Source organism: Actinospica durhamensis, from assembly GCF_018139695.1.
Taxonomy (GTDB): domain Bacteria; phylum Actinomycetota; class Actinomycetes; order Streptomycetales; family Catenulisporaceae; genus Actinospica; species Actinospica durhamensis.
Genome location: NZ_JAGSOG010000238.1, coordinates 1 through 13773, shown reverse-complemented (window position 1 = coordinate 13773; position 13773 = coordinate 1). Strand labels below are relative to the sequence as shown.

Sequence of the window (13773 nt, the reverse complement as noted above, 5' to 3'; positions counted from 1 at the left end):
GCCCCGGCCACCGCCCCCTCGCCGCTGCTGTGGAAGCAGCCGGAGAAGCTCGGCGCGCCGCCGAACTCCGGTCTGCACCTGACCTTCGGCGCCGACCCCGCCCACGAGATGACCGTGTCCTGGAGCAGTGCCACCTCGGTCGCCCACCCGCGGGTGCGCTTCGGCACGCCGGACGGCGGGTTCGGCACCGAGGTACAGGCCCAGACGGTCACCTACGTCGACGGCAAGTCCGCGATCGAGTCCTACCTCCACCACGCCCGGCTGACCGGTCTGCACCCCGACACGACGTACATTTATGCGGTGCTGGCCGACGGCGTGCAGCCGGACGCGGGCAGCTTCCAGACCGCGCCGGTGGGCCGCTCGGCCTTCACCTTCACCAGCTTCGGCGACCAGTGCGTGCCCACCTCGACCTGGGCCGCCAACGGCTCGTCCTACACCTCTGGGCTCAACACCCTGGCCTCCCCGGCCGCCGGCGACATCGTCGGCGGCATCGAGCAGGTCGGTCCGCTCTTCCACCTGCTCAACGGCGACCTGTGCTACGCGAACCTCTCGCCGGACCGGGTCCGGGTCTGGGACGACTTCTTCACCAACAACGAGCGCTCGGCCCGCCGCCGGCCGTGGATGCCGGCCCCCGGCAACCACGAGAACGAACTCGGCAACGGCGCCCTCGGCTACGACGCCTTCCGCACCCGGTTCGCCGTGCCCTCCAACGGCTCGGCCGACTTCGAAGGCCTCTGGTACGCCTTCACCGTCGGCAGCGTGCGGGTGATCGTGGTGGCCAACGACGACGTCGCGCTGCAGGACGGCGGCGACAGCTACGTCAGCGGCTACAGCGACGGCGCGCAGAAGACCTGGCTCGAGCGGCAGTTGGCCGCGGCCCGCGCCTCGCGCTCGATCGACTGGATCGTGGTCTGCATGCACCAGGTGATCATCAGCAGCGCGAACGCCAACGGCGCCGACCTGGGCATCCGCCAGGCCTGGGGGCCGCTGTTCGACCAGTACGAGGTGGACCTCGTGGTCTGCGGCCACGAGCACGACTACGAGCGCTCCTACGCCGTACGCGGCGTGGTCTCCGGCTCGGAGACCCTCACGCCGAACCCGGTCTCGACCGAGACCGCGAACATCGACACCTCGCAGGGCACCGTCCACCTGGTGCTCGGCGGCGGCGGGAACTCGTCCAACACCAACACCGAGTTCTTCCAGAACGGCCAGGGCAAGGTCATCACGGCGGTCGGCGGCCCGGTCTCCACGGGTAAGCGCACGCCGACCTACGTGATGGAGAACGCGGTCTGGTCCGCCTTCCGCGACGAGGAGCACCCCTACGGCTTCGCCGCCTTCGACGTGGACCCCGGCACCGGCCCCGGCTCGACCACCAGCATCCGGGTGACCTACTACAACGTGCTCCAGCCCTACGGCGGCCTGGAGACGCTCGAGACCTTCACCCTCTACCGGCGCCGCTCCGACGGCTGAGATCGAACCCGGCCTCCGGGCCGTGGCGATCGCGTTCCATGTGGAACATCATGCGCATATCCGCATGATGTTCCACGTGGAACACGCGCGGTCGAGCGTGAAAACCGGCTAGAACAGCGCGCCGGGTACATCCGGAACGGCGGCCTCGGGCTCGGGCCGGGCCTCGGACAGCGCCTCGTGCACGGGCCCGGCCTGGTGCGGTACCGACCGCTGCCGCACCGGCCACCCCGGCTCCGGCACGTACTCCTCGCCCCGGCGCTGCCGGTAGGCCGCGAAGTCGCGCTCCGAGGCCTCCTTCCACTCCTCCTGCCGGCGGTGCAGGTCGTCCGGCGTGGCCTGGCCCACCTCCGGATACCGCTCGGCCAGCGCCTTGGCCACCTCCATCGCCGCGATCGCGTCCACCGCCGCGTCGTGCGCCCCCTCGATGTGCACGCCGTAGTGGGCGCACTGCGACTCGAGGTTGCGCTTGCCCTTGCGGAAGCGGTCCACCGCCTTGTCGATGACCAGCGGGTCCACCACCGGGGCGATCCGTCCGACCCGCTCGACCAGCGAGCGCAGCCCGTGCCGCTCGAGCTCCACCTCGAGCAGGGTCAGGTCGTACGGCGCGTTGAACACCACCAGCGGCTGCCCGGCCGACAGGTGCGCGGCCAGCAGCTCGGCGATGCGCTCGAGCGCCGCGGTCGGCGCGGAGCCGTGCTCCCGGGCGTACTCGGTGGTGATGCCGTGCACGGCCGTGGTCTCCAGCGGGATCTCCACGCCCGGGTCCACCAGGAAATCGTGCCGGTGCCCGTCACTGGTGACGAACGAGGCCGAGACCAGCCGTGCCTCGAGCGGGTCGCGTCCGGTGGTCTCGCAGTCGTAGGAGCCGAGCAGGCCGGTGTGCCAGCCGGGACCGGCCGCGGGCAGGCATTCGGCGTGGTAGACCGCCCAGGAGCCCTGCTCCTTGCGCAGCTCGCCGGCCTCCGCCGAGACCTGCTGGCCGCAGGTCTTGCACGTGCCGGGGAAACGGTTGGTAGCCATCTGCCGGACCGACCCTTCTGAGTTGACTGGATCTCACCTTAGGCGAGCCCACCGACATCCCGGGCGCAACGGTTACCCTGGACGGGAAACCAGCTTTCCGTACCTGACTACTGAGGACTGACGCCGCCGTGTTCGACACGCTTTCCGACCGCCTGGCAGCGACCTTCAAATCCCTGCGTGGCAAGGGCCGGCTGTCCGAGGAGGACATCGACGCCACCTGCCGGGAGATTCGGATCGCGCTGCTCGAGGCGGACGTCGCGCTCGCCGCGGTGCGCCCGTTCATCGCCGCGGTCAAGCAGCGGGCCATGGGCTCCGAGGTCTCCCAGGCGCTCAACCCCGCACAGCAGGTCGTCAAGATCGTCAACGAGGAGCTCGTCGGGATCCTCGGCGGTCAGACCCGGCGGCTGCGCTTCGCCAAACAGCCTCCCACCGTGATCATGCTGGCCGGTCTGCAGGGTGCCGGTAAGACCACCCTGGCCGGAAAGCTCGGCCGCTGGCTCAAGTCCCAGGGCCACGCCCCGGTGCTGGTCGCGGCCGACCTCCAGCGTCCCAACGCGGTCACCCAGCTCCAGGTGGTCGGCGAGCGGGCCGGCGTGCCGGTCTACGCGCCCGAGCCCGGCAACGGCGTGGGCGACCCGGTCGCGGTGGCCAAGTCCTCGATCGAGTTCGCCAAGTCGAAGATGCACGACGTGGTCGTCATCGACACCGCCGGCCGCCTCGGCATCGACGAGGAGCTGATGAGGCAGGCCGCCGACATCCGCGACGCGGTCGGCCCGCAGGAGATCCTGTTCGTCCTCGACGCGATGATCGGCCAGGACGCGGTCACCACCGCCCAGGCCTTCCTCGACGGCGTCGGCTTCGACGGCGTGGTGCTCACCAAGCTCGACGGCGACGCCCGCGGTGGCGCGGCCCTGTCCGTGGCCCAGCTCACCGGCCGCCAGGTGATGTTCGCGTCCAACGGCGAGAAGCTCGAGGACTTCGACGTCTTCCACCCGGACCGGATGGCCTCGCGCATCCTCGGCATGGGCGACATGCTCACCCTGATCGAGCAGGCGGAGAAGGCCTTCGACGCCGAGCAGGCCGAGGAGATGGCCCGCAAGCTCATGGGCGGGGACGGCTTCACGCTGGACGACTTCCTGGCCCAGATGGAACAGATCCGCAAGATGGGCTCGCTCTCCAAGATCATGGGCATGCTGCCCGGCATGGGCGAGATGAAGCAGCAGCTCGCCCAGGTCGACGACCGGGAGATCGACCGGGTCCAGGCGATGATCCGCTCGATGACCCCGCAGGAGCGGCGCGACCCGAAGATCCTCAACGGTTCCCGCCGTGCCCGTATCGCCAAGGGCTCCGGCGTGCACGTCTCGGCCGTCAACAACCTGCTCGAGCGCTTCGCCGAGGCGCAGAAGATGATGAAGTCGATGGGCCGCGGCGGCATGCCGAGCCTGCCCGGCATGCCCGGCTTCGGTGCCGGCGGCGGCCGCCGGATGAGCGCGAAGGCCAAGGCCAACGCCCAGGCTGCGCGGCAGAAGAACAAGTCCCGCTCGGGCAACCCGGCCAAGCGCAAGGCGGACGAGGCGGCCAAGGCCGAGCGCGCCGCCAACGGTGGCGCGCAGCCGGAGGTCCCGCAGAACTTCGAGCTGCCGGACGAGTTCAAGAAGATGCTCGGCGGCGGGCAGTAGACGATTCGCCGTGGTCCACCGCCGAGCGTTCGGCGGTGGGCGGTCACGACAGAGCTGGTGTTTCCATCTGGCATAATGGGTCGCTGAGCACTCGGCACCCCTCGGCCCCTCTCTCCGTCGGGACGTCGTGTCCTTCGGGCGGGCGAGTCGGAGCAATCCCCACGCACCGTTCCCGCCGGTCCACCCGTATCAGAATTCAGGAGATTCCACTCCCGTGGCAGTCAAGATCAAGCTGAAGCGCCTGGGCAAGATTCGCACCCCCCAGTACCGCATCGTCATCGCCGACGCTCGCACCAAGCGTGACGGTCGCGCGATCGAGGAGATCGGCAAGTACCACCCGAAGGAGGACCCGTCCTTCATCGAGGTCAACAGTGACCGGGCGCAGTACTGGCTGGGCGTCGGCGCGCAGCCGACCGAGTCGGTCGTGGCGATCCTCAAGGTCTCCGGCGACTGGCAGAAGTTCAAGGGCCTGCCCGCCCCGGCGCCGATGAAGGTCGCGGCCCCCAAGGCGGACAAGAAGGCGCTGTTCGAGGCCGCCGCCAAGGAGGCCGAGTCCGAGCCGAAGCCGGCCGCGACGCCGAAGAAGAAGGCCGACAAGAAGACGGACGCGCCTAAGGCCGAGGAGACCGTCGAGGCCCCGGCCGCGGCCGAGACCCCGGCTGCCGAGAGCACCGAGGCCTGAGCATGCTCGAAGAGGCCCTCGAACACCTGGTGAAGGGGATCGTCGAACACCCCGACGAGGTCAGCGTCCGCGATCGCACGCTGCGCCGCGGCCGTATCCTCGAGGTGCGCGTGCACCCCGAGGATCTCGGCAAGGTGATCGGCCGTCAGGGCCGCACCGCCAACGCGCTGCGGACCGTGATCCACGCCCTCGGGGGCCGCGCCGTGCGCATCGACCTCGTCGAAGCGCCCGGACTGCGTTGAGCATGTCTCCTCAGCACAACGACGACGAGTCGCGGGAGCTCCTGCGGCTCGTCGTCGGCCGTATCGGCAGGGCCCACGGCGTCAAGGGCGAGGTCACCATCGAGGTCCGCACGGACGACCCCGATCTGCGCTTCGCCCCCGGCACCGAGTTGGTCACCGATCCCGCCTCGCGCGGCCCGCTGACCGTGCGCCGCGGTCGGGTACAGGGCTCGCGGTACGTGCTCTCCCTCGAAGGGGTGAACGACCGCAACGCCGCCGAGGCCCTGCGCAACACCCTGCTCGTGGCCGACATCGACCCGGACGAGTCACCCGAGGACCCGGACGAGTACTACGACCACCAGCTCGAGGGACTGACGGTGCGCACCGTCGACGGCGTCGAGCTCGGCGTGGTGGAGCAGATGATCCACGGCCCGGCCCAGGACCTGTTCGCCATCCGCCGTCCGAACGGCGGGGAACTGCTGCTGCCGTTCATCGTCGAGTTCGTACCCGAAGTCGACCTCGAACGCGGCGTGGTGACCGCCGACCCGCCCGAGGGCCTGCTCGCGCTCTCGGAGCCGGCCGCGGCCGACGAATCCGAGGACTGAGACCACCCCAGCGTATGCGCATCGACGTCATCACCATCTTCCCCGAGTACCTCGAGCCGCTGCGGGTCTCCCTGCTCGGCAAGGCCGCCGACCGCGGCCTGCTCGAGGTGCGCACCCACGACCTGCGGCAGTGGACGTACGACGTGCACCGCACCGTGGACGACACCCCGTACGGCGGCGGCCCCGGCATGGTCATGAAGGCCGAGCCGTGGGCCCTGGCGCTGGACGCGGTGACCTCCGCGGACGACGTGGCCACCCCGCCCACCCTGGTCGTGCCGACGCCGAGCGGCCGGCCGTTCACCCAGGCCAAGGCGGCCGAGCTGGCCGAGCGCGGCCACCTGGTGTTCGCCTGCGGCCGGTACGAGGGCATCGACCGGCGCGTGATCGACGCGGCGGCCGAGACCATGGCGGTGGAGGAGCTGTCCATCGGCGACTACGTGCTGGCCGGCGGCGAGGCCGCGGTGCTGGTGATCGTGGAGGCCGTGGCCCGGCTGCTGCCCGGTGTCCTGGGCAACGCCGAGTCGGCCCGCGACGACTCGTTCGCCGAGGGCGCCATGGCCGGCCTGCTCGAGGGCCCGGTCTACACCAAGCCCGCCGAGTGGCGCGGCCGGCCCGTGCCCGAGGTGCTGACCTCGGGCAACCACGGCGCCGTCGCCCGCTGGCGGCGCGACCAGGCCCTGGCCCGCACCGCCGCGCACCGTCCGGATCTGCTCGCCGCGCTGGACCCGGCCACCCTGGACAAGAAGGACCGCGCGGCCCTCGACGCCCTCGGCTGGAGCCCGCGCGCGGAGTGAGGGTCCTGCCCTGATTTCTGAAAACCAGCCTGCCCATGCGAAACTGGACAGCCGGTGTGCCGTCGACCGTTGGCGCCTGCCCCTGCCACAGGGGGAGCGGCCCGGTCCGGACGGCGGCCATCGTGGAAATCCGCCCATATGTCCGTGCGTGACCTGTGGCACGTACGAGGAGAGAACATGAACAAGCTCGCAGAGCTCGACTCCAAGTCGCTGCGCTCCGACGTCCCCGACTTCCGTCCCGGTGACACCGTCAACGTCCACGTGAAGGTCGTTGAAGGCAACCGGTCCCGGGTCCAGCAGTTCAAGGGCGTCGTCATCCGCCGCCAGGGCGACGGCGTGCGCGAGACCTTCACCGTCCGCAAGATCAGCTTCGGCGTGGGTGTCGAGCGCACCTTCCCGGTGCACTCGCCGATCTTCGAGAAGATCGAGGTCGTCACCCGCGGTGACGTGCGTCGCGCCAAGCTGTACTACCTGCGCGACCTGCGCGGCAAGAAGGCGAAGATCAAGGAGAAGGTCGACTACAACCGGTAGTTTCCGGCCGACGGCGACCATCTTCAGCCGCCCCCGGTACCTTGGAAGACCAAGGTGCCGGGGGCGGCGTCGTTTCCCGGTTCCACCTGCGTGCCCCAGGGGGCAGCGCGGTGATCAGAGCGCGTAGTAGTCTGCCGCGACGGCAGCGGAGGCGAGACGGTCATTCACGGCCGCGCGACTGGAGGATCGGGTGGCGAGAGGGCAGCGGCGCCGGCAGGAGCCCCTTGCCGCCCCGACCAAGGGACGCCGACGCCGACTGAAACCGGTCAAGCTCTGGCGTGAGGTACCGCTGCTGCTGGCCATCGCCCTGGTGCTGGCCCTGGGCATCAAGACCTTCGTGGTGCAGGCCTTCTACATCCCCTCGCCGTCGATGGAGAACACGATCATGCCCGGGGACCGGGTACTGGTGAACAAGTTCTCCCCCTGGTTCGGCGCCCAGCCGCAGCGCGGCGACATCGTGGTGTTCAACGACCCCGGCGGCTGGCTCGACGACAACCCGGCTCCGGCCAGCTCGAACTTCGCCGTGCGCTGGGTCACCGACGCGTTCACCTTCGTCGGCCTGCTGCCCTCGAGTGACGAGCACGACCTGATCAAGCGGGTCATCGGCGTTCCCGGAGACGAGGTCAAGTGCTGCGACAAGCAGGGCCGGATCACCGTCAACGGCGTCGCCCTGAATGAAAGCTCATACATCCTTCCCGGCTCCGCCCCCTCCCTGATCACCTTCGACGTGCACGTCAAGGCCGGCTTCATCTGGGTCATGGGGGACAACCGCGCAGACTCCGCCGACTCCCGGTATCACATTAACGACAAATACGGGGGAATGGTGCCTGTCAGCGACGTCGTGGGTCACGCGTTCGTGTTGATTTGGCCGCTAAGTCGCGCCGGAGGGCTTGGAATTCCGGCTACCTTTCAGCAGGAGGGTCTGACCGTGCTCTCCAGCCTGCCGACCGGGGCCGTACCCGCGGCCGCGCTGCTCGGCGCGATCCCCCTGCGCCTGGCGGGCGGTCGTTCCGTGCGCCGGCTGCGCCGAAGACGCAGGCCCCGCTTGGGATCTGACGGCGGCTGAGACGACGCGGAGACGGATTGACGGTGTGTGACTCGACTACGGCGACAATGAGGACGGCGTCCGATGGGCGCACGACGATCTGGATGAGGGGCGCACGATGACTGTGGAGAGACCGGAGACCGGGCTTTCGGAGGCTTTCGACCCGGCGGGCGAAGGTGCCGGGCCCCAGTCCTTCGCGCACGCCTCGGCCGATCCGGATCCGGACGGCGCCGGCCCCGAGGCCGGCGGCGCGACCGAGGGCGGCAAGGGGGAGGGCGAGAGCGGCCGCGGCCTGGGCCGGCCCACCTCCGTGCTGGGCTGGATCGCCTTCCCGTTCAGGGCCGTATGGCGCTTCCTGTTCCCGAAGACCCCGCGCCCGTTCCTGGTGGAGCTGCCGTTCCTGGTCGTCTTCGCGCTGGTCCTGGCCTTCCTGATCAAGACCTTCCTGGTGCAGGCGTTCTACATCCCCAGCGGTTCGATGCAGAACACCCTCCAGCCCGGCGACCGGGTCCTGGTGAACCGGGCCGCCGAGTGGCTCGGCAGCGAGCCGACCCGCGGCGAGGTCGTGGTGTTCAAGGACCCGGGCGACTGGCTCGGCGACGAGGGCACCCCCACCAGCAGCAACTGGCTCAAGAGCACGCTGACCTGGGTCGGCCTGCTGCCGGCCGACGACGGCGACCTGATCAAGCGCGTCATCGGGGTGGGCGGCGACCACGTCGTGTGCTGCACCGCGTCGGGCCAGATCACGGTCAACGGCATCCCGCTGAGCGAGAGCTCGTACCTCTACCCGGGCGACACCCCCAACGCCGGCTGGGACAAGCCCTTCGACGTGACCATCCCGCCCGGCTACCTGTGGGTGATGGGCGACCACCGCGACGTCTCCCTGGACTCGCGGCGCCACCAGGACGAGAACAACGGCCTGGTGCCGGTGGCCAACGTGGTCGGCCGCGCGGACGTGGTGGTCTGGCCGATCAGCCACTGGGCGACGCTGCCGATCCCGGACACGTTCAAGCAGACCGGCCTGTCCGCGTTCGGCGCCCCTGGCGCGGTGCCGGGGGCGGCCTTCGTCGGCGGCCTGCCGTTCGTGGTACGGCGGGGTATGCGCAGACGCTCGGCGGCGAAGCGGTCCGCCACCAGTTAATCTGAGGTGGTGTCGGTAGTTCCGGAGCAGAACAGGCGGCGGACTCGGCCCGGGTCGACCGGTGCGTCGAGTCCGCTGTTCGACGGGCCTGAACCGCCCCGCCTCGGCGACGGGCGGGGCCTGTACGCGTACGGCGAGGCTCTCGCGGCCGCCGGAGTGCGCCCCGTGGCCGGGGCGGACGAGGCGGGCCGCGGGGCCTGTGCCGGCCCGCTGGTGGCCGGGGCGGCGGTACTGCCGCCCACCCTGCGCCTGCCCCACCTCGGCGACTCGAAGCTGGTCACCGAGAAGCGCCGCGAGCAGCTCTACACCGCGATCCTGGCCGAGGCCGAGGCGTGGGCCGTGGCGGTCGTCCCGGCGGCCGAGGTCGACCGCATCGGCGTGCAGGAGGCCAACTACCGCGCGCTGCGCGAAGCGGTGGCCGGCCTCGGCGCACGTCCCGCGCTCGCGCTGATCGACGGCTTCGCGGTGCCCGGCCTCGGCGTACCCGGCCAGGCCGTGGTCAAGGGCGACCGCCTGGTGGCCGCCATCTCGGCCGCCTCGATCCTGGCCAAGGTCACCCGCGACCGGCTGATGGCCGAGTTGGACGGGAGCTGGCCCGAGTACGGCTTCGGCGCGCACAAGGGCTACGCCACGGCAACCCACCAACAGGCCCTTGACCTGCACGGACCCTGCCCCGAACACCGCCTTTCCTATGCCAACGTGCCGGGTCGCCCGGTGGGTGACAATGGAGGCGGGACGCAGGCACCGGACCGTCCGGCGCAAGGCGACCTCCTGTTCGATCTGCCCGATACCCAGTGGGGAGCGCGTACATGAGCGCGGAAGACCTCGAGAAGTACGAGACCGAGATGGAGCTGCAGCTCTACCGGGAGTACCGCGACGTCGTCGGCCTGTTCCGATACGTGGTGGAGACCGAGCGGCGGTTCTACCTGACCAACCAGGTCGAGCTCGAGGCCAGGTCCGCGGACGGCGAGGTGTACTTCGAGGTGACCATGGCCGACGCGTGGGTCTGGGACATGTACCGCCCGGCCAGGTTCGTCAAGAACGTCCGGGTGGTCACCTTCAAGGACGTCAACGTCGAGGAACTGGCCAAGCCCGACCTCGAGGTACCCACCGACTGAGGCGGAGGCTGACGCCGGGCACCTTCATCCGCGTGGTTCGCCGAGAATATGCTGAAAAGCGCGACATAGAGCGACGAATCGGACGCACTCTGGATCCGTGATCTCACCACGGACCCAGGGAGGGTGCGATGTCGACGCAAGCGCAGGCCCAGGCGAGGATGCGGGCGCAGCGGGTGCAGCGGGTGCAGGGGGCGGGGGCGCCGGGCGGTGCCCGCGCCTCGACCCGGTCCGGCCGGGTGGGCCGCCGCGGCGAACAGGTGGCGGCCGACTACCTGCGCCAGCGCGGCTACCGGCTGCTGGAGCGCAACTGGCGCAGCCCCGACCGCGAGGTCCCGGGCGAACTGGACCTGGTCCTGCGCCACCGCGGCACGCTCGTGATCTGCGAGGTCAAGGCCAGGACCGGCCCGTGCCTGCCGCACCCCGCCGAGGCCGTCACCGCGGCCAAGGCCGCCCGCCTGCGCAGGCTCGCCGCCGTCTGGCTGCGCGAGCACCCCGGCCACCGCCCCCGCGTGCCCGCCGGCGCCCGCTTCGTCTCCGGCCTGTTCGCGGCTCCGCGAATTGCGCGCGCCGCCCATCCGGCCAAGGTCCGCATCGACGTCGTCGCCGTCCGCCTCACGCCCCGTGAGCCCTTCGCGGTCCTCGGCGTCGACCACCTCGTCGGGGTGGCCTGATGCTCCCTCACCTCCTCGCGTCCCGCCGGTCGCCCCGTTCGCCGCTGCCGCGCCTGGAGCGTGCGTGATGCCCGGGTACGGATGCGCCGCGGGCGTCGCGCTGCTCGGTCTCGCCGGTCTGCTCGTGCAGGCCGAAGCCGTGGTCACGGCCGGCCTGTCCCGCTTCAGCCTCATCGGTCTGCCGGACGCCGGGCTCTCCGAGGCCCGCGACCGCGTGCGGGCGGCGGTGATCAACAGCTCCATCACCTGGCCGCAAGCCGCGCTGACCGTCTCGCTCGCGCCCGCGTCGCTGCGCAAGCAGGGCTCTGCCTTCGACCTGGCCATCGCCATGGCCGTGCTGCGCGCCGACGGCAAGGTGCGCCCCGAGACCTCCGGCGAGCCGGTCTACTTCGCCGAGCTCGGGCTGGACGGCTCGGTCCGGCCGGTCCGCGGAGTGCTGCCCGCCGCGCTGGCCGCTCTGCGTGCCGGGTACTCGGCCGTCTGCGTCGCGGAGGCCAACGCCCGCGAGGCGGCCCAGGTCAGCGGGCTGCGGGTGTTCGGGGTCAGGACGCTGCGGCAGGCGGTGGCGCACGCCAACGGCGAGCCGGTGCCCGACGAGCCCGTGTCGCAGGCCGATGCGGTCCAGACGAGCCACCTCGCTCTGGGCGCGCGGGTATCCCCTGTCGACCCGTCAGGCGGCGGCCGGTCCGGCTTCGGCGCCTCGGATGTGCGGGCCGAGCTCGACCTCGCGGACGTGCTCGGGCAGTACGAGGCGCGGCTCGCCCTGGAGGTGAGCGCGACCGGCGGCCACCATCTCTTCTTCTGCGGCTCGCCTGGCTCCGGCAAGACGATGCTGGCCGAGCGGCTGCCCGGGCTGCTCCCGCCGCTGGACGAGGAGGCGGCGCTCGAGGTGACCGCGGTGCACTCGCTCGCGGGCACCCTGCATCCGCTCGAGCCGCTGGTCACCAGGCCGCCGTTCTGCGCCGTACACCACTCCGCCACCGCGGCGGCGCTGGTCGGCGGAGGTTCATCCGTTCTGCGCCCCGGCGCCGTGTCCCGGGCCCATCGCGGCGTCCTGTTCCTCGACGAGGCGCCCGAGTTCGGCCGGGCGGCGCTCGACAGCCTGCGCGAACCGATCGAGTCGGGCGAGGTGGTCATCGCCCGCAGCTGCGGCATCGCCACCTTCCCGGCACGGTTCCTGCTGGTCGCGGCGGCCAACCCGTGCCCGTGCGGGCGGTCGATGTCGATGGTCGGCGTGTGCACGTGCAGCCCCCGGGCCCGCAGCGGGTATCTCGGGCGCATCTCCGGTCCCCTGCTCGACCGGATCGACCTGAGGGTGGACGTGAGCCCGGTCGGCCCCGCCGAACTGCTCGCGGCGGCGGCCGGAGGGCAGGCGGGCGAGAGCACCGCGCAGGTCGCCGGACGGGTCAGGCAGGCGCGCGAGCGTGCCTCGACCCGGCTCGCCGACACGCCGTGGCAGCTCAACGCCCAGGTGCCGGCGCGCTACTCGCGGTCGAACTGGCCGCTGGACAACGAGGCGCTGGAAGGCGCGGAGAAGGCGCTGCAGTCCGGCGTGCTGACCGCCCGCGGCCTCGATCGGGTCGTGCGGGTCGCCTGGACGCTGGCCGACCTGTCCGGACGCGACCGCCCGGGCCGGACCGAGGTCGACACCGCCCTCGGCTTCCGACTCGCCGCGCTGCTGCCCGGAAACGTGTGAACAGGGGGATAGGGACCATGGCGGCGAACATCGAGCCGATCGACTTCGACGACGAGCGCGGGGTGCGGCTCCGACTCGGCCGGCTGATCGAACCCGAAGACCAGCTCTTCACCGAGCTGCTCGAGCTCGTCCGACCCGCGCGGCTGCTGCGTGCCATCGTCGAGGGCAGCGCGCTCGGTCCGTCGATTCCGCAGGCCCTGGACACCCGGCTCGACGGCCGCCGCGCCGGTCTCGGCTTCCGGCTCGCCCTGGTCGGTCCGGCCGCGGACCTCGAGGCGGGCGAGCGTGCCGGCGCGCGCTACCTCATCCCGGGCGACCCCGACTGGCCCGGCGCGCTCGACGACCTCGGCGGCCGCGCGCCCCTCGGCCTGTGGATGATCGGCGGCTTCCCGCCCGACGCGCCGATGGTCGCCGTCGTCGGGGCCCGCGCGTGCACCGGCTACGGCCTGCAGGCGGCGGGCAACCTGGCGGCCGAGCTGGCCAAGGACGGGGTGACGATCGTGTCCGGAGCGGCCCTCGGCGTCGACGGCGCGGCGCACCGCGGCGCGCTGGCCGTCGGCGGCGTCACCGTGGCCGTGCTCGCCTGCGGGGTCGACCGCCGCTACCCGGCCGCCCACGACAATCTGATCCAGGTGATCGGCGAACGCGGCGCCGTCCTGTCCGAGCTGCCGCCCGGCACCGCCCCCAGCCGCTTCCGGTTCCTGTCCCGCAACCGCCTCATCGCCAGCCTCACCGCCGCCACCGTGGTGGTCGAAGCCGCTGGCCGCAGCGGCTCCTTGGTCACCGCTCGGCTCGCCGCGGAGCTGGGCCGAGCGGTCTTCGCCGTCCCGGGCCCGATCACCTCGCGCCTGTCCATGGGAACCAACGCCCTGCTGTGCGACGGGGCGATCCCGGCTCTCGACGGCAGGCAGATCCAGTACGAACTCGGCCTCGAACCGCGCCGGCCCCCCACGCGCCCCGCCGCCGTCCCGTGGCAGTCCACGCCGTCATCCTCACCACCCGCGCTCGCCCGGGCCAGTCCCGACACTCCGTCAGCTCCATCCGACGCGCGCGCTCGACCTGCTCCCTGCGCGCCGCCCGACCAGCCCACCCCACCTGCC

15 protein-coding genes are annotated in these 13773 nt (G+C 71.6%); 14 read left to right on the top strand and 1 reads right to left on the bottom strand.

Going from position 1 to position 13773, the window contains the following annotated elements; all coding sequences use genetic code 11:
* Window positions 1-1470 (top strand): purple acid phosphatase family protein (locus KDL01_RS31745; RefSeq protein ID WP_212532355.1); only part of this gene is annotated, 1470 nt, incomplete at its 5' end.
* A gap of 108 nt (window positions 1471-1578) precedes the next feature.
* Here the strand turns inward: KDL01_RS31745 and KDL01_RS31740 are convergent.
* A complete protein-coding gene (locus tag KDL01_RS31740; protein WP_212532354.1) occupies window positions 1579-2490 on the bottom strand; it encodes an exonuclease domain-containing protein in 912 nt (303 codons plus the stop codon).
* Window positions 2491-2618: 128 nt separating this feature from the next.
* On the opposite strand from KDL01_RS31740, the gene ffh reads away from it, so the two are divergent.
* From ffh to dprA, 13 genes are all read left to right on the top strand, one after another.
* Window positions 2619-4169, top strand: a complete 1551-nt coding sequence (gene ffh, locus KDL01_RS31735) for a signal recognition particle protein (RefSeq protein WP_212532353.1) — start codon at window positions 2619-2621, stop codon at window positions 4167-4169.
* Between the two features lie 214 nt (window positions 4170-4383).
* Entirely contained in the window at window positions 4384-4851 is a 468-nt protein-coding gene (gene rpsP / locus KDL01_RS31730; protein WP_212532352.1) for a 30S ribosomal protein S16, read from the top strand.
* 2 nt (window positions 4852-4853) lie between these two features.
* A complete protein-coding gene (locus KDL01_RS31725; RefSeq protein ID WP_034265751.1) occupies window positions 4854-5093 on the top strand; it encodes an RNA-binding protein in 240 nt (79 codons plus the stop codon).
* Between the two features lie 41 nt (window positions 5094-5134).
* Window positions 5135-5677 carry a ribosome maturation factor RimM gene (gene rimM, locus KDL01_RS31720; protein WP_368861685.1) on the top strand — a complete coding sequence of 181 codons (543 nt, stop codon included), beginning with the start codon at window positions 5135-5137 and terminating at the stop codon, window positions 5675-5677.
* A 14-nt stretch (window positions 5678-5691) separates the two neighbouring features.
* Window positions 5692-6471 (top strand): tRNA (guanosine(37)-N1)-methyltransferase TrmD, encoded by a 780-nt coding sequence (gene trmD, locus KDL01_RS31715; protein WP_212532350.1) that lies wholly within the window; start codon window positions 5692-5694, stop codon window positions 6469-6471.
* A gap of 177 nt (window positions 6472-6648) precedes the next feature.
* Window positions 6649-7002: a 50S ribosomal protein L19 gene (rplS, locus tag KDL01_RS31710; RefSeq protein ID WP_212532349.1), complete on the top strand. Its 354-nt coding sequence runs from the start codon at window positions 6649-6651 to the stop codon at window positions 7000-7002.
* 190 nt (window positions 7003-7192) lie between these two features.
* A complete protein-coding gene (gene lepB, locus KDL01_RS31705) occupies window positions 7193-8068 on the top strand; it encodes a signal peptidase I (protein ID WP_212532348.1) in 876 nt (291 codons plus the stop codon).
* Between the two features lie 97 nt (window positions 8069-8165).
* Window positions 8166-9188, top strand: coding sequence for a signal peptidase I (lepB, locus tag KDL01_RS31700; RefSeq protein WP_212532347.1), 1023 nt, complete (start codon window positions 8166-8168; stop codon window positions 9186-9188).
* A gap of 9 nt (window positions 9189-9197) precedes the next feature.
* Window positions 9198-10001 carry a ribonuclease HII gene (gene rnhB, locus KDL01_RS31695; RefSeq protein WP_307846709.1) on the top strand — a complete coding sequence of 268 codons (804 nt, stop codon included), beginning with the start codon at window positions 9198-9200 and terminating at the stop codon, window positions 9999-10001.
* A complete protein-coding gene (locus KDL01_RS31690) occupies window positions 9998-10306 on the top strand; it encodes a DUF2469 domain-containing protein (protein ID WP_212532346.1) in 309 nt (102 codons plus the stop codon). The genes rnhB and KDL01_RS31690 overlap by 4 nt, the downstream gene beginning before the upstream one ends.
* Before the next feature lie 128 nt (window positions 10307-10434).
* A complete protein-coding gene (locus tag KDL01_RS31685) occupies window positions 10435-10977 on the top strand; it encodes a YraN family protein (protein ID WP_212532345.1) in 543 nt (180 codons plus the stop codon).
* A gap of 67 nt (window positions 10978-11044) precedes the next feature.
* Complete coding sequence (locus KDL01_RS31680; protein ID WP_212532344.1) at window positions 11045-12673, top strand: YifB family Mg chelatase-like AAA ATPase; 1629 nt, start codon at window positions 11045-11047, stop codon at window positions 12671-12673.
* A 17-nt stretch (window positions 12674-12690) separates the two neighbouring features.
* The coding region (gene dprA, locus KDL01_RS31675; protein ID WP_212532343.1) for a DNA-processing protein DprA at window positions 12691-13773 on the top strand (1083 nt) is incomplete at its 3' end.

Coding starts and splice junctions, on each gene's coding strand:
- KDL01_RS31740 (WP_212532354.1), bottom strand. CDS start 2,490: ATGGCTACCAACCGTTTCCCCGGCACGTGCAAGACCTGCGGCCAGCAG.
- KDL01_RS31725 (WP_034265751.1), top strand. CDS start 4,854: ATGCTCGAAGAGGCCCTCGAACACCTGGTGAAGGGGATCGTCGAACAC.
- trmD (WP_212532350.1), top strand. CDS start 5,692: ATGCGCATCGACGTCATCACCATCTTCCCCGAGTACCTCGAGCCGCTG.
- rplS (WP_212532349.1), top strand. CDS start 6,649: ATGAACAAGCTCGCAGAGCTCGACTCCAAGTCGCTGCGCTCCGACGTC.
- lepB (WP_212532347.1), top strand. CDS start 8,166: ATGACTGTGGAGAGACCGGAGACCGGGCTTTCGGAGGCTTTCGACCCG.
- KDL01_RS31690 (WP_212532346.1), top strand. CDS start 9,998: ATGAGCGCGGAAGACCTCGAGAAGTACGAGACCGAGATGGAGCTGCAG.
- KDL01_RS31685 (WP_212532345.1), top strand. CDS start 10,435: ATGTCGACGCAAGCGCAGGCCCAGGCGAGGATGCGGGCGCAGCGGGTG.
- KDL01_RS31680 (WP_212532344.1), top strand. CDS start 11,045: ATGCCCGGGTACGGATGCGCCGCGGGCGTCGCGCTGCTCGGTCTCGCC.